This is a genomic window from Streptomyces coerulescens (assembly GCF_042657965.1).
Lineage (GTDB): Bacteria > Actinomycetota > Actinomycetes > Streptomycetales > Streptomycetaceae > Streptomyces > Streptomyces coerulescens.
Genome location: NZ_JBHSKM010000022.1, coordinates 108,748 through 127,897, shown reverse-complemented (window position 1 = coordinate 127,897; position 19,150 = coordinate 108,748). Strand labels below are relative to the sequence as shown.

Genomic DNA, 19,150 nt, shown 5'->3' with positions numbered 1-19,150 from the left:
GGGGTGGTCCGCTGGTGTGTGACGAGGGAAGGTCGGCGTCTTTCCTGGTGTGTGTCGCGGGGCGGTCGGCGTCTTTCCCGGTGTGTGCGGGGCGGTCGGCGTCTTTCCTGGTGTGTGACGAGGGACGGTCCGCATCTTTCAGCCGGTTCGCATCTTTCAGGCGGGCCGCGATCTTTCAGCCCGTCCGGCGTTTGAGGACGAGGCCGTTCAGGCCGAAGCGGGGGTCCGGGGGCGGCAGCCCCCGGGGACGGGACGGGTAGGGGCGGCGGGGGCGAGGAAGACCCGGCCCCGCGGCAACGCCGAGCACAGGAGAACGGACGTTATCCACAGGCCCCGGCGCCCGCCCGCGCAGCGACGTACGCTGGAACACCCGGCCCGTTTTCCCGCGTCGGGCCCTTCGTGTTGCCCACCCCTCGGACGGAAGCGCCCTCCATGAGTCTGCACGGTCTGCTCGACGCCGTAGTCAAGGACACCGCCCTCGCGGAAGCGATCACGGCGGCCGCAGACGGCAACCGCATGCACGTCGACCTGGTCGGCCCCCCCGCGGCACGCCCGTTCACCATCGCCGCCCTCGCCCGCGAGACCGACCGCCCGCTCCTCGCCGTGACGGCGACGGGCCGTGAGGCGGAGGACCTGGCCGCCGCCCTGCGCTCCCTCCTCCCGCCCGAGGGCGTGGTCGAGTACCCGTCCTGGGAGACCCTCCCGCACGAGCGCCTCAGCCCCCGCAGCGACACCGTGGGCCGCCGCCTCGCGGTGCTGCGCCGCCTCGCCCACCCCAGCTCCGACGACCCCGAGACCGGCCCGGTCTCCGTCGTCGTCGCACCCGTGCGCTCCGTTCTCCAGCCCCAGGTCAAGGGCCTCGGCGACCTGGAACCGGTGGCCCTGCGCACCGGCCGGACCGCCGACCTCAACGCTGTCGTGGACGCCCTCGCGGCCGCCGCGTACTCGCGCGTGGAGCTCGTCGAGAAGCGCGGCGAGTTCGCCGTCCGGGGCGGCATCCTCGACGTCTTCCCGCCCACCGAGGAACACCCCCTGCGCATCGAGTTCTGGGGCGACGACATCGAGGAGATCCGCTACTTCAAGGTCGCCGACCAGCGCTCACTCGAAGTCGCCGAGCACGGCCTGTGGGCCCCGCCCTGCCGCGAGCTGCTGCTCACCGACGACGTACGCGCACGCGCGCGTGCCCTCGCCGAACAGCACCCCGAGCTCGGCGAACTGCTCGGCAAAATCGCCGAGGGCATCGCGGTCGAGGGCATGGAATCCCTCGCCCCGGTCCTCGTCGACGACATGGAGCTCCTGCTCGATGTCCTGCCCAAGGGCGCCATGGCCGTCGTATGCGACCCGGAGCGGGTACGCACGCGTGCCGCCGATCTCGTAGCCACCTCGCAGGAGTTCCTGCAGGCCTCCTGGGCCGCCACGGCCGGCGGCGGCGAGGCACCCATCGACGTCGGCGCGGCCTCCCTGTGGTCCATCGCGGACGTCCGCGACCGCGCCCGCGAGCTGGACATGATGTGGTGGTCGGTGTCGCCGTTCGCCGCCGACGAGACGCTCGACGCGGACACCCTCAAGCTCGGCATGCACGCCCCCGAGTCCTATCGCGGCGACACCGCGAAGGCCCTCGCCGACACCAAGGGCTGGCTCGCCGACGGCTGGCGCACGGTCTTCGTGACCGAGGGCCACGGCCCGGCCGCCCGCACGGTCGAGGTACTCGGCGGCGAGGGCGTCGCGGCCCGCCTGGAGACGGACCTGGAGGAGATCTCCCCGTCGGTCGTCCATGTCGCCTGCGGCTCGATCGACTACGGCTTCGTGGACCCGGCCCTCAGACTGGCCGTGCTGACCGAGACGGACCTGTCCGGGCAGAAGGCCGCCGGCAAGGACGGCGCCCGGATGCCGGCCCGCCGCCGCAAGACCATCGACCCGCTCACCCTGGAGACCGGCGACTACATCGTCCACGAGCAGCACGGCGTCGGCCGCTACATCGAGATGGTGCAGCGCACCGTGCAGGGCGCCACGCGCGAGTACCTCGTCGTCGAGTACGCCCCCGCCAAGCGCGGCCAGCCCGGCGACCGGCTGTACATCCCCACCGACCAGCTGGAACAGATCACCAAGTACGTCGGCGGCGAGGCACCCACACTCCACCGCCTGGGCGGCGCGGACTGGACGAAGACCAAGGCGCGGGCCAAGAAGGCCGTCAAGGAGATCGCCGCCGACCTGATCAAGCTCTACAGCGCGCGCATGGCGGCGCCCGGGCACGCCTTCGGCGCGGACACCCCCTGGCAGCGCGAGCTGGAGGACGCCTTCCCCTACGCCGAGACCCCGGACCAGCTGACGACCATCGCCGAGGTCAAGGAGGACATGGAGAAGTCGGTCCCGATGGACCGCCTGATCTGCGGCGACGTCGGTTACGGCAAGACGGAGATCGCGGTGCGGGCCGCCTTCAAGGCGGTGCAGGACGGCAAGCAGGTCGCGGTCCTGGTGCCCACGACCCTGCTGGTGCAGCAGCACTTCGGGACGTTCTCCGAGCGCTACTCGCAGTTCCCGGTGAACACCCGCGCCCTGTCCCGCTTCCAGACCGACACCGAGGCGAAGGCCGTCCTGGAGGGCCTGAAGGACGGCGCGGTGGACATCGTCATCGGCACCCACCGGCTGTTCTCGTCGGAGACCAAGTTCAAGGACCTGGGCCTGGTCATCGTCGACGAGGAACAGCGCTTCGGCGTCGAGCACAAGGAACAGCTGAAGAAGCTGCGCGCCAACGTCGACGTACTGACGATGTCCGCGACCCCGATCCCCAGAACCCTGGAGATGGCGGTCACCGGCATCCGCGAGATGTCGACCATCACCACCCCGCCGGAGGAGCGCCACCCGGTCCTGACCTTCGTCGGCCCCTACGAGGAGAAGCAGATCGGCGCCGCGATCCGCCGTGAACTGCTGCGCGAGGGCCAGGTCTTCTACATCCACAACCGCGTCGAGTCGATCGACCGCGCGGCCGCCCGGCTGCGCGAGATCGTCCCCGAGGCACGCATCGCCACCGCCCACGGTCAGATGTCGGAGCAGGCGCTGGAGCAGGTCGTCGTCGACTTCTGGGAGAAGAAGTTCGACGTGCTCGTCTCGACGACGATCGTCGAGTCCGGCATCGACATCTCCAACGCCAACACCCTGATCGTGGAGCGCGGCGACAACTTCGGCCTGTCCCAGCTGCACCAGCTGCGCGGCCGGGTGGGCCGGGGACGAGAGCGGGGTTACGCCTACTTCCTGTACCCCCCGGAGAAGCCCCTGACGGAGACCGCTCACGAGCGCCTCGCCACCATCGCCCAGCACACCGAGATGGGCGCGGGCATGTACGTGGCCATGAAGGACCTGGAGATCCGAGGAGCCGGAAACCTCCTCGGCGGCGAGCAGTCCGGCCATATCGCGGGCGTCGGCTTCGACCTGTACGTCCGTATGGTCGGCGAGGCGGTCGCGGACTACCGCGCGTCCCTGGAGGGCGGTGTCGAGGAGGAGCCGCCGCTGGAGGTCAAGATCGAGCTCCCGGTCGACGCGCACGTCCCGCACGACTACGCTCCCGGCGAGCGGCTCCGCCTCCAGGCCTACCGCGCCATCGCCTCCGCCAACACGGAGGAGGACATCACGTCCGTACGCGAGGAACTCGTCGACCGCTACGGCAAGTTGCCCGAGCCGGTCGAGAACCTCCTGCTGGTGGCGGGCCTGCGCATGCTGGCCCGCGCGTGCGGCGTCGGCGAGATCGTCCTCCAGGGCAACAACATCCGCTTCGCGCCGGTGGAGTTGCGGGAGTCCCAGGAACTCCGGGTCAAGCGCCTGTACCCGGGCACCGTCATCAAGCCGGCCGTCCACCAGCTGCTGGTGCCCCGCCCGAAGACGGCGAAGGTGGGCGGGAAGCCGCTGGTCGGGCGGGAGTTGCTCGGCTGGGTGGGGGAGTTCCTGGCTTCCATTCTGGGGTCCTGAAGCCGTATCTAGCCGGCCCGGACCTCGGTGTTCTGGCAGGCGTGCAGCAGCCATCTGCCGTCGTCCTGCCTGGTCATGACGTACAGCGGGGCGCCCTCCGTGTCGCCTGCCGGTGAGTGGTAGACCTGCCGGACCTTCACGGCCGCCACGTCCGGCCGCAGGAACTGCGTGTGCACGGCCTCGTAGGTGACCTCGCCGTCCCAGGTCGCGCCGGGCAGCACGGCGCGGGTGAACTCGGCGATCGCGTCGAGGCCGATGAGGACCTTGCCGTGGGCGGTGGTCCACAGCGCGTCGGGGTGGAAGAGGGCGAGGAAGCCGTCGGGGTCCTTGGCACGCTGGGTGCGTTCCCCGGTGGCGACGACCTCGGCTATGGCTCGGAGGTCGGCCGCGCGGACGGCTGGGACGGCCGGCGCGGTGAGGGCGGCTGGCGCGGCGGGGGCGGCGGGGGCGCTGTGCGTGGGTTCGGTGGTCATGCGGATCACTCTGGGACCTCAAGTGAGCTTGAGGTCAAGCGCCGCACGGTGGTCGTCGCACGGTGGTCGTCGTGTGGTGGTCGTCGTGTGGTGGTGTTAGGGCGGTGTCGTCGTGGGGTGGTCCTCGTGCGGCTCGTTCAGTCGGTGTGGCGGAACAGCGTCGCCGCCAGGGTCCGGAAGACCTCCTCGGGATCCCGGTCGCCGACCGGGCCTTCCAGGTTGTGGCTGAGGAGCAGCGTGGCGAAGCCGTGTGCCAGCGACCACGCGGCGACTCCGGCCATACGGGCGTCGATGCCGAGCTCCTCCGGACGTACGGTGGAGACGGCCCCGCGCAGGGCGTCGCCGGCCAGGGTGCGGGCCGTGGTCAGTTCCAGATCGTCGGTGCGCAGCAGTTCGGGCGTGAACATCACCTGGAAGTGGGCGGGGTGTTCGCGTGCGAAGCGGACGTAGCGCACCCCCGCGTCCTTGAGGTCCGCCGCCTCGATGAGCGCGGTCGACAACAGTCCGAACCCTTCCGCGGCGATCGCCGTGAGCAGCCCGGTGCGGTCCCTGAAGTGATGGGCCGGCGCGGCGTGCGAGACACCGGCACGGCGGGCGAGGTCACGCAGGCTGAGTGCGGACGGGCCGTCGGTGGCGATGACGTCGAGCGCGGTGGTGAGGATGGCCCGGCGCAGGTCGCCGTGGTGGTACGGGCGGCGAGAAGAGGTCTGCTGCGTCATGGCAGCAGCGTACGCGCAATCTAGGCGGCGACAAGTTTTTGAGATCTAGGCATTGACAAGTTCTGGGGCGATCGGGCAATCTTGTCAGTGTCAAGTTATGAGGCATGGGTCTGCGGACCCATGGATCTACGAAACTGCGGAACTGCTGAAGTGCGAACTGGGGGCGCGTCATGGTGGAGCGGAACGGCGGTATGGATCGGGGCCGGGTGCGGCAGCTCTGGCATCTGCTGGAGCCACTGCACGCCGTGCTGTACTACGCACCCGAGGTGTTCGAGGAGGCGGCCGAGCTCGGGTACGCCACCGAGGAGCGCTGGCCGAGCTACTTCCCCTACCGGGCCGCGCCGTTGGGGGCAGTCGGTGCGGAGAGTGTCGCGTCCGCGTTCTACAGCTTCAGCCCGCGCATGGTCGCCGAACACGTCGACCCCGCTTGGAAGATCGCGAGCCCGGAGGCGGTGCTGCGGGCACGGATGCGCGGGATCGACCGGGCCTATCGCGCGATATTCGGCGACCGGGTGGACGGTCCCGGACTGGCCGAGCTCGTGAGCCTGGTCCGTCGCGCTGCCGAGGCGGCGAACACCGCGGGCCGTCCGCTGGCCGCGGCCAACGCCGCCCTGGACTGGCCCGAAGCCCCGCACCTCGAGCTCTGGCACGCGGCGACGATCCTGCGTGAGCACCGCGGCGACGGCCACATAGCCGCCCTGATGGTGGCCGGCCTGGACCCCGTCGAGTCGCTCGTGTCCTTCGCCGCGATAGGCGCCGCGTCCGTCGAGCGCTTCGAAAGCCGCGGCTGGAGCCCCGAGGAGTGGAAGGCGGCGCGGGACCGTCTGATCGCCCGAGGTTTGGTCGACGCGGACGGAACGGCCACGGACACAGGCCGCGAACTGCGCCGCACCGTGGAGGAGCGCACCGATCAACTCGCAGCAGCGCCCTGGCAGTCGCTCACGCCGGCTGAGGTCGACCGCCTAGTGGAACTGCTCGGCGAGTTCTGGCTGGCGGTGCTGTCCTCCGGGCTGCTGCCCTCGGAGACGACGTTGGGGATCGGGAAGGTCTGACGGGCGGTCACCCGCTCACGCGAAGCCGCCCGCGGAAGGTGGGTCTCTCCGCGGACGGCCCTGCTCCCAAAGCGCTGTCTCTCAAGCCAGGTCTCGTGGTCCTCCGTGGGCCTCCGGTCCTACCGCTGATCGGGCTTGTCGCGATCCATGCCGAGTTCGCGCTCCATCCTCTGCTGCGCGTCATCGACCTGGCCCTCGTACTTGTTGCCCGTCCTCTCGTTGACCTTCCGCTCCGCGGTGTCGGACATGTCCCTTGCCTTGTCCTGCGCCTGGCGGTTCTTGAACCTGTCGAAGATGCCCATCCAGAGCTCCTTCCCGAGGTGATTCACCACCGACGATACGCCCGAGTTGCGAAATATGCGCAGTTAGGTCCAACCGTGGTCTGGACCACCATCCGGGCCCTCGTCCGGCCCTCGTCCGGGCCCTCGTCCGGCCCTCGTCCGGGCTCCGTCCGGCCCGCGCCCGGGCCCTCGTCCGGACCTCCGTCCCGGACCTCTCGAATGCCGCCGTGCGCCGGGTCGCTACCGTGTGCGCGACGGAGTACCAGGGAAAACCGCCTGTGCGGGGCGGAACGCGCAAGCAGGGGAGGGGCGCATCGTGATGCGTCTGAGGGGCGGGGCGGCGAGGGCCGCGGCGATGCTCGGCATGGTGCTGGTACTGACGGGATGCGAGAACGTCGACCTGCCCGGGGACGACGGGCCCTCCGGCTCCGTCCCGGCCCCCGGCTCCGGCCGCGCCGTGAGTCCCCTGGACAACCCCGACGGCACGAAACCCGGGCTCGCGCCGCTCACCTCGGACGCCGACCGGTCCGAGGCGCGGACACTGATCGAGAAGGTGGCGACCAAGGGCCGAGGTCCCAAGACGGGTTACGACCGGGACGAGTTCGGCTACGCGTGGATGGACTCGGCGCCGGGCGGCGTCCCATTCTCCCGCAACGGCTGCGACACCCGTAACGACCTCCTCCAACGCGACGGCGAGGACGTCCGCCACCGCTCCGGCTCCGACTGTGTCGTGGTCTCCCTGACACTGCACGACCCGTACACGGGCCGGACGATCGAGTGGACCAAGTCCCGTGCCACGACCGTGCAGATCGACCACGTCATGCCGCTGTCGTACGACTGGCAGATGGGCGCCTCCCGCTGGCCGGAGGGAAAGCGCCAGGACATCGCCAACGACCCCCTCAACCTCATACCGGTCGACGGCCCCACCAACAGCTCCAAGGGCGACTCGGGCCCCGCCTCCTGGCTGCCCCCGAACAAGGGCATCCGCTGCTCGTACGCGGTGCGCTTCGCCCAGGTCTCGCTGAAGTACGAACTTCCGGTGACCAGCGCCGACAAGGAGACGATGCTGCGACAGTGCGGCGGCTGAAAACGGGTTTCCGGCGCGGACGCCGCACGCCTACGGTTCCGGCATGGAACTGAAGGTGTCGAGCCTGGCGGAACGCCCCGAGATGCTCGAGGCGGTCTTGGAGATGCCGGACACGTGGCCGGAGTTCGTCATCCAGGATCCCGTGGGCAATGCGCACTACGCCCGGATCCCGCGCGAGTTCCCGGAGTACGCGCTGTTCGCGGAGGACGAGCGGGGAGAAGTGGTCGCCCACGCGTTCAGCGTGCCGTTCGCGCTCGACGCCGAGGACCGTGGCCGGCTGCCCGCACGGGGCTGGGACGAGGTGCTGGTGTGGGCCTTCGCCGACCGGCGCGCCGACGTCCGCCCCGACACCGTCAGCGCCATCTCCGTCGTCATCGCCCCGCACGCCCTCGGCGGCGGCCTGTCCGCCCGGATGCTCGGCGCGATGCGTGCCAACGCCCGCGCCCACGGCTTCACCGAGGTCGTCGCCCCGGTCCGCCCCAACGCCAAGCACCTCGAACCGCGCACGCCCATCGAGGAGTACGCCCAACGGGTACGCCCCGACGGCCTGCCCCACGACCCGTGGCTGCGGGTCCACGCCCGCGCCGGAGCCACGATCGACTCGATCGCCCCGGCCTCGATGACCGTCGCCGGATCGCTGGAGCAGTGGCGCGGCTGGACCGGACTGCCCTTCGACACCCCGGGCGACATCGAGGTGCCCGGCGCGCTGGTGCCGGTGCGGTGCGAGCCGGAGCGGGGCTACGCGGTGTACGTCGAGCCCAATGTGTGGATGCGGCACCCGCTCTGAGCCGCCCGCGGCGGCCGGGGGGCCGGAAGCCGAGGCTCCGCGCGACCTGCGTCGTCGTGGGAAGTGATCAGCACGACAACGGTTCGGTACAACCGGTGACCCTATGTCGGTGTCGACCTATACGCTCGAAGCGACAATCGCACGACCGAGGTTGCCCCGCACCGGGCAAGGTCGGTCGACCCCACGCGCCCACCTCAGGCATCAGGAGCAGTCATGCAAGGCCACGGCTATCCGCAGCCGGTGAACCAGCCGCCGCCCATCGGTTGGCTGGTCTTCCTGCGCGTGGTCTTCGTCGTGATGTCGGTGCTCAGCTTCGGCCTGCTGATGTGGGTGATGATGCTGCGCCTGGCCATCGTGACCCGCAGGCCGCTCGACTGGTGGCTGTTCGCGGCGTCGATCGTGGTGGAGTTCCTCGGGCTGTATCTGATGGGCTCCGAGCCGGGCGACGAGATCCACACCGCCGGTGGCTGGACGGGCCTCGTCCTCGTCCTCGGCGGCATGGTGGCCGCGATCGCGTACTACCTCTCCGCGGACATACGCCACTTCCACCAGCTCCGCTTCGCCGGCTACCCCGGGCAGCGGCAGGCGTCCGCGGCCTACGGCTACCCGCACTCCCAGTCGCCGTACACCGCCACGACGGTGCCGCAGTCGCCGCCGATGTCCCAGACACCGCCGCCCCGCACCCCGATGCCCCGGACGCCCGCGCAGCCGCCCACGCCCCCGCAGCGCCCCGCGCCCGCGCGCATCGACCAGGTGCGCGCCGAGCTCGACGAGCTCAGTGACTACCTGCGCAAGCACGACACCCGCCAGGACGGCGACCACGAGGGCGGCAGGTGACCGTGACGACAGGACGTGTCGTCGCCGGCCGCTACGCACTGTCCGCGCTCATCGGACAGGGCGGCATGGGCCAGGTCTGGACGGCGTACGACCAACGGCTCGACCGGCGTGTGGCGGTGAAGCTGCTGCGCCCCGACAAGGTGGCCGGGCAGGAGGCGGACGAGCTGCGCCGCCGGTTCGTGCGCGAGTGCCGGGTGACCGCGCAGGTGGACCACCCCGGGCTGGTCACGGTGCACGACGCGGGCAGCGAGGGCGAGGAGCTGTTCCTCGTCATGCAGTACGTCGACGGCGTCGACCTCTCCGCGCATCTCGCCGAGCGCGACCCGTACCCCTGGCAGTGGGCGGTCGCGGTCGCCGCGCAGCTGTGCGCCGTACTGAGCGCCGTGCACGCGGTGCCGATCGTCCACCGCGACCTCAAGCCCCGCAACCTGATGGTGAAGCAGGACGGCACGGTCACCGTCCTCGACCTCGGCGTCGCCTCTGTCATGGACGCCGACACCACCCGCCTCACCCACACCGGCACGCCCATCGGCTCGCCCGCCTACATGGCCCCCGAGCAGGCGATGGGCGGCGCGGTCGGCCCGTACACCGACCTGTACGCGCTGGGTGTGCTGATGCACGAACTCCTCAGCGGGGACGTGCCGTTCTCCGGCTCGACCGCGCTCGGCGTGCTGCACCGGCATCTGTACGAGCCGCCGGTGCCCGTGCGCCGGGTCCGCCCCGAGGTCCCCGAGGCGCTCGAAGCCCTGGTCCTGCGGCTGCTCGCGAAGGACCCGCAGCACCGGCCCGCCTCCGCACAGCAGGTGTACGAGGACCTGGAGCAGCTGCTGCCCTCGCGCGGCACCCATCTGGGAGCGCCGCTGGACCCCACCCGCCCCTTCCTGCGCCCGCACGCCCCCTGGCCGGACCGGGCGCGCACCCCCGCCCCCCAGCCGGCACCCGCCACGCCTGTCACGCCCGCCGACGAGAAGCCGGATGTCGCCCGAGCCGTCGACGAGGTCAAGCGGCTGCTGGGCGAGGGCCGTATCACCCAGGCCGTGGACATCCTCGGCGCGATACTGCCCACCGCTGCCGAACAGCACGGCGAGCACTCCCCGGTGGTGCGCACCCTGCGCAAGCAGTACGCGGCCACGCTCATGGACGACGGCCAGTACCGGCGCGCGCTGCCCGAACTGCGCCGCCTCGCCGACGAGCGCGCCGCCGAGGCAGGCCAGGCCGACCCGCAGGCCCTGCGCTTCCGCTTCGACGTCGCCCAGTGCCTGGAACAGCTCGGCCAGCCGGCCGCCGCGCTCACCGAGTACCGCGCGCTGCTGCCGTACTACGAGAACCAGTACGTCTCCGGCGACCCCGAGCTCGCCCACGACGTCCGCCGCCGCATCGGTCACCTCCTGCTCGCCGTCGGCGACCGCCCCGCCGCCCACGACACGCTGGCCCGTCTGCTGATGGACGTCGAGCGTCTGCACGGCCCCGGTCACCCGGTCGCGGCGGAGGTACGGCGCACCCTGCAGTGGCTGGGGCAGGTGCGCGGCTAGGCCGACGCACCGGTGCCCCGCACGGGCCGGCCCCCGCTCGGCGGGGTGCGGCGGTGCCCGAAGTCCTGGTGAATCGTTGGTCCAATGGGTTGGCCAGAGCTTGCCCACTGCCTACCATCGATCACCGCAAGACTTTGTGCACCGCCGCACAAGCTCCCCGGGAGGCCTCCTTGCACCGCCGCCGTCGCACTGCGCTTCTCCTCTCCGCCGTGATCGCCGCGGCACCCCTGCTCACCGCCTGCGGGAACGACGCGCACCCCGGTGCGGCGGCCGTGGTCGGCGACCAGCGGATCACCGTGTCGCAGCTGGAGAACAGGGTGGGCGAGGTCCGCGCGGCCCAGCGCGAGGCCGTACCGGACGAGGCCGCGTACGCGCAGGTCATCGCGAAATCGGGCACCCTCCCGCGCGACGTCCTGCACAACATGGTTCTCGACGAGGTGCTGCACAAGGCGGCCGAGGACGCCGGGGTGACCGTCACCCGCAAGGAGATCCAGCAGATGCGCGCCGACCTGGAGGGCCAGGCCGGCGGCGCCGAGGCGCTGGAGACCGCCTGGCTCCAGCAGTACGGCATCCCGCCGCAGCGGCTCGACGAGAACCTCCGCCTCCAGCTGGAGGCCCAGAAGCTCGCCGCCTCCCTCGGCACCGACACCGGCAAGCCGGCCTTCTGGAACGCCCTGGCCGCGGCCTCCAAGCAGCTCGACATCGACGTCAACCCGCGCTACGGCACCTGGGACGTCCAGAAGAGCAGCCGCGCGGACGCGAAGACACCGTGGGTGCGCGAGGTGACGGCGGCGGGGGCACAGCCCGCGATGTGACGGCCACGGCCAGGGACGGCGCGGCGGTGCGGCTCGGCTCCACTCCCTGTGGACGACGCCCGAGCCGCCGCCCGGCCTGTGGATGACTCGGGGACTTGTGGGTCGCTTGGGTTACGTTCGGATCGTGAACGCAACCAGTCCCGAAGCCGCCGCCCCCGGCCGCATCGTCCTGCTCACCACCAGCCACCGTGTCGCCCCCGGCCTGCTGTCCTGGCCCGCATGGCAGGCGCTGCGCTCCGCCGACCACGTGCTGTGCGCGGACGGCGCCCATCCGCAGCTGCCGTATCTGCGCGAGGCCGGGATACCGGTCGACGAGCAGGCCCCGACCGCCCAGGACCTGATCGACGTGTGCGCCGGCGGCCGCACGGTCGTGGTCGTGGCGACCGGCGAGGGCGAGCCCGCGCTCACCGACGGACTCGCCCGCCTCGCCGGCACGGGCCGCGTCGCGATGCCGGAACTGGAACTGCTCCCCGCCTCCTACGACCTGCCCGGCGCCCGCCTCCTCGACCTCGTCCAGGTCATGGACCGCATCCGCGCCGAGTGCCCGTGGTCCTCCCAGCAGACCCACAAGGGCCTGGCGAAGTACGGCATCGAGGAGGCCTACGAGCTCGTCGAGGCGATCGAGGACGGCGACCGCGACGAACTCCGGGAGGAACTGGGCGACGTCCTCCTCCAGGTCGTCTTCCACTCCCGCATCGCCGAGGAGGACCCGGAGTCCCCCTTCTCCATCGACGACGTGGCCGGCGGCATCGTCACCAAGCTCATCCACCGCCACCCCCATGTCTTCGGCGACGAGACGGCGACGACCCCCGAGGAGGTCAAGGAGCACTGGCTGCGCACGAAGGCGCAGGAGAAGCGCCGGGAGTCGGTCACGGAGGGCATCCCCCTCGGGCAGCCGGGCCTGGCCCTCGCGGCGAAGCTGGCGTCCAGGGTCCGCACGGCGGGCCTGGACGTACCGCTGCCGACCGGTGAGGGCATCGGCTACGAGCTGCTCGCGATGGCGGTCCGCGCGGAGGCGGCCGGGGTGGACCCGGAGGCGGCCCTGCGTGTCGCGGCCCGGACGTACCGGGACGCGGTACGGGTGGCGGAAGGGGTGTCCTCGTAACGGGAGACCGGCGGCTTGCCGGTGCCACCGGCCGAGCCCGCCCTCCCGCCCTCCCCCACCCCGCCGCATCCCCTCCCCCCTGCGGATACCGTCAAGGAGTGACCAACCAGCCCCACCCCCCGCCCCTCACCGAGGCCCCCGAGCTCTTCACCTGGGAGTTCGCGACGGACCCCTACCCCGCCTACGCCTGGCTGCGCGAGCACGCCCCCGTTCATCGGACGCGGCTGCCCAGCGGAGTGGAGGCCTGGCTGGTCACCCGGTACGCCGACGCCAAGCAGACGCTCGCCGACAACCGGCTCTCCAAGAACCCGGCCCATCACGACGAGCCCGCGCACGCCAAGGGCAAGACCGGGATCCCGGGGGAGCGCAAGGCCGAGTTGATGACGCATCTGCTCAACATCGATCCGCCGGACCACACCAGGCTGCGTCGGCTCGTCTCCAAGGCCTTCACGCCCCGCAGGGTCGCCGAGTTCACGCCGCGGGTGCAGGAGCTCACCGATCAGCTCATCGACCGGTTCGCGGAGAAGGGGAGCGCGGATCTGATCCACGAGTTCGCCTTCCCGCTCCCCATCTACGCCATCTGTGACCTGCTCGGCGTCCCGCGCGAGGACCAGGACGACTTCCGGGACTGGGCGGGCATGATGATCCGGCACCAGGGCGGCCCCCGGGGCGGGGTCGCGCGGTCCGTGAAGAAGATGCGCGGGTATCTGGCCGACCTCATCCACCGCAAACGCGAGGCACTTCCGGCCACCCCCGACCCCGGCGAGGACCTCATCTCCGGGCTCATCCGCGCCTCCGACCACGGTGAGCACCTCACCGAGAACGAGGCCGCGGCCATGGCCTTCATCCTGCTGTTCGCGGGCTTCGAGACGACCGTGAACCTCATCGGCAACGGCACCTTCGCCCTGCTCACCCACCCCGAACAGCGCGCCCGCCTGCAGACCTCCCTGGCCGCCCATGACACCGCCCTGCTGGAGACCGGCGTCGAGGAACTCCTGCGCTACGACGGGCCGGTGGAGCTCGCCACCTGGCGTTTCGCCACCGAGCCGCTCACCATCGGCGGGCAGGACATCGCGGCGGGCGACCCCGTTCTGGTCGTCCTGGCCGCCGCCGACCGTGACCCGGAGCGGTTCGCCGACCCCGACGTCCTCGACCTCGGCCGCCGCGACAACCAGCACCTCGGTTACGGCCACGGCATCCACTACTGCCTCGGTGCCCCGCTCGCCCGGCTGGAGGGCCAGACCGCCCTCGCCACGCTCCTCACCCGCCTCCCGGATCTCCGACTCGCCGTGGACCCGGCGGAGTTGAGGTGGCGGGGCGGGCTCATCATGCGCGGACTGCGCACGCTTCCGGTGGAGTTCACCCCTGTTGGGTGACTACGTCCACCTCGGGAAACGTGACACGCACTCATGTCTGTGATCTTCACGTGATCTACGCGGCATTAACTTGTGACAAGTGATCGTCTGCCTATACGTTCACACGTCAACAAGGCGCCCAGGTTTTACGCGCCGTGCTCAGTGCTGTCTCGCGAAAGGTCCCCGCATGCTCTCCGGGAACGGTCGTCACCGTCGCCCCCGTCAGGCTCCGGCTCTTCTCGTCGCGGCAGGAGTCACCGGGTCCGCGATCGCCATCCCGCTCCTCGGCGCCACCGGTGCGAGCGCCGCCGACGGCACGGTCTGGGACAAGGTCGCCGAGTGCGAGAGCGGCGGCTCCTGGAGTGCCGACAACGGCAACGGAGAGTACGGCGGGCTCCAGTTGACCCTGGACGACTGGGAGCGCTACGGCGGTCTCGACTACGCCTCCAGTCCCGACCTGGCCAGCCGCTCGCAGCAGATAGCAGTGGCCCAGGAGATCCTCGCGGACCAGGGCACCAGCCCCTGGGGTACGTGCGCCGTGCTGAACGGCCTCACCAAGGAGTCCGGCTCGGTCGACCTCGACACCGGAGTGGAGGGCGACTCACCCTCCGAGGTGTCCGGATCCTCCGGATTGCTCGATTCATCCAACTCGTCCAACTCATCCGATTCATCCGACGCGTCGGAGGGGTCCGACTCCTCCGGCTCCGGTGACGCCTCCGAGTCGTCGACGCCGTCCGGCGACCCCTCGAAGTCGGCGAGCGACACTCCGGATGCTTCGTCTGAGTCGCCCGGAAAGTCCTCTTCTTCGCCGTCTTCATCCTCCGAGTCCAAGAAGCCCTCGAAGTCCGATGCGTCACCCGAGGCGACGGCCTCGCAGTCGCCGGAGAGCTCGCCCACCGAGGCGCCCAATGCGGACAATCAGGACAACTGGTCCCAGGATGCGGGCTTCTGGAGCCTCGTCGACACCGGTTCGATCGACGGCGCGACCGATGGTGCGGCCGACGGCGCGACCGAGGACGCGACGGCCGGGACCGGCCGGCACCGCGGTGCCAGCGCCGACGAGGGCGACACCGCCGAGGCGGCCACCAAGTCCACCGGGCGCCACGCCTCGTACAAGGTCCGCGAGGGCGACACTCTCGCCTCGATCGCCGACTCGCTTGACCTCGACGGCGGATGGCGCGCGCTGTATCAGGCGAACAAGAAGGCCATCGGCTCCGACGCGAACCGCATCGCTCCCGGTCAGACCTTGGACGTCCCTGCCAAATAACGGTCGAACAGGGTGAAAAACAGCGGCAGTTCGCGTCATATTTCGCGGCGAATGTCCGTTTTGAAAGCAGTGAGAGATAGATCTCAGAAGCCCTGATCGTCTTTGAAATTCCGCGAAACGCGTGTCTACGGTCATGACCGCTCGCCACCAGTGCGGGCCCCTACAGCCGTCACGCCGAATCCTGCCGGCGGCCGTACGGGAACAGTCGTCGCGTAAAGCGCCGTAGGCAGGAGCGGGGGACCCAAGGTTTGCGCCGGGTCCGGCAGTTGAGGTCCTACGGGACCACACGCCGGAGCCGGCTCGGGGTGAAGCCGCGCAGCGGGAGCCGAGAGGCGAACGTGCGCGGCCGGGCAACTCAACCGGCCCGAACCCGACAGCTCACCTCGTAGGCGTCGGTGAGGGGATCCAACCATGCTGTTTTCCAGCAAGGGCAAGCACCGTCGTCCGTCCAAGGCCGCCCGCGCCATCGCCGTCGTCGGCGTCACCGGTGCCGCCGCCGTCGCCGCCCCGCTGATGGCGGCCGGCAGCGCCTCGGCCGCCACCGCCTCCGAGTGGGACGCCGTCGCCCAGTGCGAGTCCGGCGGCAACTGGTCGATCAACACCGGCAACGGCTACTACGGCGGTCTGCAGTTCTCCGCCTCCACCTGGGCCGCGTACGGCGGCACCGCGTACGCCTCCACCGCCGACCAGGCCACCAAGTCCCAGCAGATCGAGATAGCCGAGAAGGTCCTCGCGGGCCAGGGCAAGGGTGCCTGGCCGCACTGCGGCACCGGCCTGTCCAGCGCCGCGTACAACGGCTCCACCGAGACCGCCCCTCGCGCTGCTGAGCAGCAGTCGGCCTCCCGCTCCGCCGACCGCCCGGCCGCCAAGAAGAGCACCAAGACCGTCACCACCCCGACCGGCAAGAAGGTCAAGAAGGGCGACGGCGAGTACAAGGTCGCCAAGGGTGACACCCTCAGCACGATCGCGGCCGAGCACGACGTCAAGGGCGGCTGGGAGAAGCTCTTCCAGCTGAACAAGGACATCGTCGAGGACGCCGACCTGATCTACCCCGGTCAGCAGCTGCACCTGAAGTAAGAGGGCGCGGCCACGGCGCGTACGTGGCCGACAGCTGAACCACAGCGCCTTCACATCCGTGGACTCCATAGTGAAGGCGTCGTGAGGGCCACCCCCGTCCCCACGAACTCCCCGCCTCGGTGCGTCTTCCCCCGTACGCACCGGGGCGGGGTTCTTTGTACCGCGTCTTTGTTCCGTTCGGAAACAATTTACTCTCGGTTCCGTCCACGGGGCGGTCGACCGCTGGTCTGATGCCCGGAGCCGGTTAGGCTCATCCCGCAGTCCCACCGCGGACCGCGTACCCGCGTCACATCCCAAGAAGGAGATGCTCGTGCCGTCCATCGACGTCGTCGTAGCCCGGGAAATCCTGGACTCCCGAGGCAATCCCACGGTCGAGGTCGAGGTCGGCCTCGACGACGGCAGCACGGGTCGTGCCGCCGTTCCGTCCGGCGCCTCCACCGGTGCCTTCGAGGCCATCGAGCTGCGTGACGGTGACCCGAACCGCTACCAGGGCAAGGGCGTCGAGAAGGCCGTCCTCGCCGTCATCGAGCAGATCGGCCCGGAGCTCGTCGGCTACGACGCCACCGAGCAGCGCCTGATCGACCAGGCCATGTTCGACCTGGATGCCACCGACAACAAGGGCTCCCTCGGTGCAAACGCCATCCTCGGCGTCTCCCTGGCCGTCGCCCACGCCGCCTCCGAGGCGTCCGACCTGCCGCTGTTCCGCTACCTCGGTGGCCCGAACGCGCACCTGCTCCCCGTCCCGATGATGAACATCCTCAACGGTGGATCCCACGCGGACTCCAACGTCGACATCCAGGAGTTCATGATCGCCCCGATCGGCGCGGAGTCCTTCTCCGAGGCCCTGCGCTGGGGCACCGAGGTCTACCACACCCTCAAGAAGGTGCTGAAGGGCCGCGGCCTGTCCACCGGCCTCGGCGACGAGGGCGGCTTCGCCCCGAACCTCGGCTCCAACCGCGAGGCCCTCGACCTCATCCTCGAAGCGATCAAGGAAGCCGGCTACGCGCCCGGCGAGCAGATCGCCCTCGCGCTCGACGTCGCCGCCTCCGAGTTCTACAAGGACGGCACGTACGTCTTCGAGGGCAAGGAGCGCTCCGCCGCCGAGATGACGGAGTACTACGAGGAGCTCGTCGCGGCCTACCCGCTCGTCTCCATCGAGGACCCGCTGTTCGAGGACGACTGGGCCGGCTGGAAGGTCATCACCGACAAGCTCGGCGACAAGGTCCAGCTGGTCGGCGACGACCTGTTCGTCACCAACCCCGAGCGCCTGGCCCGCGGCATCGAGGAGGGCACCGCCAACGCCCTGCTCGTGAAGGTGAACCAGATCGGCTCGCTCACCGAGACCCTGGACGCCGTCGAGCTCGCCCAGCGCAGCGGCTTCAAGTGCATGATGTCCCACCGCTCCGGCGAGACCGAGGACGTCACCATCGCCGACCTGGCCGTCGCCACCAACTGCGGCCAGATCAAGACCGGCGCCCCGGCCCGCTCCGAGCGCGTGGCCAAGTACAACCAGCTGCTGCGCATCGAGGAGATCCTCGACGACGCCGCGGTGTACGCCGGCCGCAGCGCCTTCCCGCGCTTCAAGGGCTGACCCCGGCTGACCTCACCTGGGTAAGGCTTAGCCAGTCGTACGTACGTCCCCGTACTCGGTCCCGTACCGTGTGCGGGGACGTATGCACGTGAAAGGGGAGGCGAGAGCCGATGGCCGTCAAGGACCGGGACCGTTTCTCCACCGCGACCAGGATCCGGTTGCTCGGCGAGCAGACGGCGGCCCGCGTCTACCGCTCCCAGACCAAGCGGCAGGCCCGGCGCTCCCGGCTCACCGGACGCGCCGCGCTGCTCGCGCTGGTGGTCTGCTCGCTCGTCGTGGCGCTGGCCTACCCGATAAGGCAGTACGTCTCGCAGCGCGCCGAGATCGCCGACCTCCAGCGGGAGAAGGAGGAGGCCGCCCAGCGCGTCGAGGACCTGCGCGACATCAAGGCGCGCTGGCAGGACGACGCGTACGCCGAACAGCAGATCCGGCAGCGGCTGCACTATGTGATGCCCGGGGAGACGGGCTTCATCGTGGTCGACCCGGACGCGGCGAAGAAGTCGCGGACCGACCAGAGCGCGGCCGACCGCCCCTGGTACGCGAACATCTGGGACGGGGTCGACAAGGCCGACGCCGCCCAGTGAGATCCGAACCGATAGAAAGACAGGCATGGAAACGCCCCCGCCGCCCACCCCGCGCACCGAGCCCACCGACGCGGACGTCGAGGCCTTCAAGCAGCAGCTCGGCCGTCCGCCGCGCGGGCTGCGCGCGATCGCACACCGGTGCCCGTGCGGGCAGCCGGACGTGGTCGAGACGGCCCCCCGCCTGCCCGACGGCACGCCCTTCCCGACGCTGTACTACCTGACGTGCCCGAAGGCCTCGTCGGCGATCGGCACGCTGGAGGCGAACGGGGTGATGAAGGAGATGTCGGCGCGGCTGGAGAGCGACCCGGAGCTGGCCGCTGCGTATCGCTCCGCGCACGAGGACTACATCCGGCGGCGCGACGAGATCGAGGAGCTGACCGGGTTTCCGAGCGCCGGGGGTATGCCGGACCGGGTGAAGTGTCTGCATGTGCTGGTCGCGCACTCGCTGGCCGCCGGGCCGGGGGTGAATCCGCTGGGAGACGAGGCGATCGCGATGCTGCCGGAGTGGTGGATGAAGGGGCCGTGCGTGGTGCCGGCCGAGTGAGTCCCGCCCCGCCGCCCCTACCCGTCCCGTCCCCGGGGGCTGCCGCCCCCGGCCCCCCGCATCGGCCTGAACGGCCTCGTC

The 19,150-nt window shown here is 70.7% G+C and carries 17 protein-coding genes and 1 riboswitch; of the genes, 14 read left to right on the top strand and 3 right to left on the bottom strand.

Translation table 11 applies throughout. The features are described from left to right. The first annotated feature begins 432 nt into the window (after positions 1-432). Positions 433-3,963, top strand: a complete 3,531-nt coding sequence (gene mfd, locus ACFPQ9_RS27985; protein ID WP_380859033.1) for a transcription-repair coupling factor — start codon at positions 433-435, stop codon at positions 3,961-3,963. Positions 3,964-3,971: 8 nt separating this feature from the next. Here mfd and ACFPQ9_RS27980 read toward each other — a convergent pair whose 3' ends face one another. Together ACFPQ9_RS27980 and ACFPQ9_RS27975 are read right to left on the bottom strand one after the other, a co-directional pair. Next, positions 3,972-4,436 (bottom strand): SgcJ/EcaC family oxidoreductase, encoded by a 465-nt coding sequence (locus ACFPQ9_RS27980; protein WP_380859030.1) that lies wholly within the window; start codon positions 4,434-4,436, stop codon positions 3,972-3,974. A 137-nt stretch (positions 4,437-4,573) separates the two neighbouring features. Beyond that, positions 4,574-5,155 carry a TetR/AcrR family transcriptional regulator gene (locus tag ACFPQ9_RS27975; protein ID WP_380859027.1) on the bottom strand — a complete coding sequence of 194 codons (582 nt, stop codon included), beginning with the start codon at positions 5,153-5,155 and terminating at the stop codon, positions 4,574-4,576. A 170-nt stretch (positions 5,156-5,325) separates the two neighbouring features. Between ACFPQ9_RS27975 and ACFPQ9_RS27970 the strand changes: the two genes are divergently transcribed. Then, positions 5,326-6,207 (top strand): SCO6745 family protein, encoded by an 882-nt coding sequence (locus ACFPQ9_RS27970; protein ID WP_380859024.1) that lies wholly within the window; start codon positions 5,326-5,328, stop codon positions 6,205-6,207. A 119-nt stretch (positions 6,208-6,326) separates the two neighbouring features. Here the strand turns inward: ACFPQ9_RS27970 and ACFPQ9_RS27965 are convergent, their stop codons facing one another. Beyond that, entirely contained in the window at positions 6,327-6,509 is a 183-nt protein-coding gene (locus ACFPQ9_RS27965; RefSeq protein WP_380859021.1) for an Rv0909 family putative TA system antitoxin, read from the bottom strand. 298 nt (positions 6,510-6,807) lie between these two features. Between ACFPQ9_RS27965 and ACFPQ9_RS27960 the strand changes: the two genes are divergently transcribed. The 12 genes from ACFPQ9_RS27960 to ACFPQ9_RS27905 all read left to right on the top strand — a co-directional run bounded on the left by ACFPQ9_RS27960 (position 6,808) and on the right by ACFPQ9_RS27905 (position 19,069). After that, positions 6,808-7,575, top strand: coding sequence for an HNH endonuclease family protein (locus tag ACFPQ9_RS27960; protein ID WP_380859478.1), 768 nt, complete (start codon positions 6,808-6,810; stop codon positions 7,573-7,575). A gap of 43 nt (positions 7,576-7,618) precedes the next feature. Then, on the top strand, positions 7,619-8,362 hold the full coding sequence (locus ACFPQ9_RS27955; RefSeq protein ID WP_380859018.1) for an N-acetyltransferase: 744 nt from the start codon (positions 7,619-7,621) through the stop codon (positions 8,360-8,362). Positions 8,363-8,575: 213 nt separating this feature from the next. Further along, positions 8,576-9,199 (top strand): hypothetical protein, encoded by a 624-nt coding sequence (locus ACFPQ9_RS27950; RefSeq protein WP_380859015.1) that lies wholly within the window; start codon positions 8,576-8,578, stop codon positions 9,197-9,199. 38 nt (positions 9,200-9,237) lie between these two features. Next, entirely contained in the window at positions 9,238-10,731 is a 1,494-nt protein-coding gene (locus tag ACFPQ9_RS27945; protein ID WP_380859475.1) for a protein kinase domain-containing protein, read from the top strand. A gap of 170 nt (positions 10,732-10,901) precedes the next feature. Further along, positions 10,902-11,546 (top strand): SurA N-terminal domain-containing protein, encoded by a 645-nt coding sequence (locus ACFPQ9_RS27940; RefSeq protein ID WP_380859012.1) that lies wholly within the window; start codon positions 10,902-10,904, stop codon positions 11,544-11,546. Between the two features lie 124 nt (positions 11,547-11,670). Then, entirely contained in the window at positions 11,671-12,651 is a 981-nt protein-coding gene (locus ACFPQ9_RS27935) for a nucleoside triphosphate pyrophosphohydrolase (RefSeq protein ID WP_380859009.1), read from the top strand. Positions 12,652-12,749: 98 nt separating this feature from the next. Beyond that, the gene (locus ACFPQ9_RS27930) at positions 12,750-14,027 is read left to right on the top strand and encodes a cytochrome P450 family protein (protein ID WP_380859006.1); all 1,278 of its coding nucleotides are present in this window, start codon (positions 12,750-12,752) and stop codon (positions 14,025-14,027) included. Between the two features lie 166 nt (positions 14,028-14,193). Beyond that, the gene (locus ACFPQ9_RS27925) at positions 14,194-15,273 is read left to right on the top strand and encodes a transglycosylase family protein (protein WP_380859003.1); all 1,080 of its coding nucleotides are present in this window, start codon (positions 14,194-14,196) and stop codon (positions 15,271-15,273) included. Positions 15,274-15,481: 208 nt separating this feature from the next. Beyond that, a riboswitch (cyclic di-AMP (ydaO/yuaA leader) is annotated at positions 15,482-15,680 on the top strand. A 4-nt stretch (positions 15,681-15,684) separates the two neighbouring features. Then, on the top strand, positions 15,685-16,350 hold the full coding sequence (locus tag ACFPQ9_RS27920) for a transglycosylase family protein (RefSeq protein WP_380859000.1): 666 nt from the start codon (positions 15,685-15,687) through the stop codon (positions 16,348-16,350). 304 nt (positions 16,351-16,654) lie between these two features. After that, positions 16,655-17,941 (top strand): phosphopyruvate hydratase, encoded by a 1,287-nt coding sequence (gene eno, locus ACFPQ9_RS27915; RefSeq protein ID WP_380858997.1) that lies wholly within the window; start codon positions 16,655-16,657, stop codon positions 17,939-17,941. A gap of 110 nt (positions 17,942-18,051) precedes the next feature. Beyond that, a complete protein-coding gene (locus ACFPQ9_RS27910; RefSeq protein ID WP_380858994.1) occupies positions 18,052-18,525 on the top strand; it encodes an FtsB family cell division protein in 474 nt (157 codons plus the stop codon). Positions 18,526-18,550: 25 nt separating this feature from the next. Next, the gene (locus ACFPQ9_RS27905; protein ID WP_380858991.1) at positions 18,551-19,069 is read left to right on the top strand and encodes a DUF501 domain-containing protein; all 519 of its coding nucleotides are present in this window, start codon (positions 18,551-18,553) and stop codon (positions 19,067-19,069) included. Positions 19,070-19,150 lie beyond the last annotated feature (81 nt).

Excerpts from the sequence above, each read along its gene's own strand:
- ACFPQ9_RS27975 (WP_380859027.1), bottom strand. The coding sequence starts at position 5,155 with ATGACGCAGCAGACCTCTTCTCGCCGCCCGTACCACCACGGCGACCTG.
- ACFPQ9_RS27980 (WP_380859030.1), bottom strand. The coding sequence starts at position 4,436 with ATGACCACCGAACCCACGCACAGCGCCCCCGCCGCCCCCGCCGCGCCA.
- ACFPQ9_RS27955 (WP_380859018.1), top strand. The coding sequence starts at position 7,619 with ATGGAACTGAAGGTGTCGAGCCTGGCGGAACGCCCCGAGATGCTCGAG.
- ACFPQ9_RS27965 (WP_380859021.1), bottom strand. The coding sequence starts at position 6,509 with ATGGGCATCTTCGACAGGTTCAAGAACCGCCAGGCGCAGGACAAGGCA.
- ACFPQ9_RS27950 (WP_380859015.1), top strand. The coding sequence starts at position 8,576 with ATGCAAGGCCACGGCTATCCGCAGCCGGTGAACCAGCCGCCGCCCATC.
- ACFPQ9_RS27920 (WP_380859000.1), top strand. The coding sequence starts at position 15,685 with ATGCTGTTTTCCAGCAAGGGCAAGCACCGTCGTCCGTCCAAGGCCGCC.
- ACFPQ9_RS27960 (WP_380859478.1), top strand. The coding sequence starts at position 6,808 with ATGCGTCTGAGGGGCGGGGCGGCGAGGGCCGCGGCGATGCTCGGCATG.
- eno (WP_380858997.1), top strand. The coding sequence starts at position 16,655 with ATGCTCGTGCCGTCCATCGACGTCGTCGTAGCCCGGGAAATCCTGGAC.
- ACFPQ9_RS27970 (WP_380859024.1), top strand. The coding sequence starts at position 5,326 with ATGGTGGAGCGGAACGGCGGTATGGATCGGGGCCGGGTGCGGCAGCTC.
- ACFPQ9_RS27925 (WP_380859003.1), top strand. The coding sequence starts at position 14,194 with ATGCTCTCCGGGAACGGTCGTCACCGTCGCCCCCGTCAGGCTCCGGCT.
- ACFPQ9_RS27910 (WP_380858994.1), top strand. The coding sequence starts at position 18,052 with ATGGCCGTCAAGGACCGGGACCGTTTCTCCACCGCGACCAGGATCCGG.
- ACFPQ9_RS27905 (WP_380858991.1), top strand. The coding sequence starts at position 18,551 with ATGGAAACGCCCCCGCCGCCCACCCCGCGCACCGAGCCCACCGACGCG.
- mfd (WP_380859033.1), top strand. The coding sequence starts at position 433 with ATGAGTCTGCACGGTCTGCTCGACGCCGTAGTCAAGGACACCGCCCTC.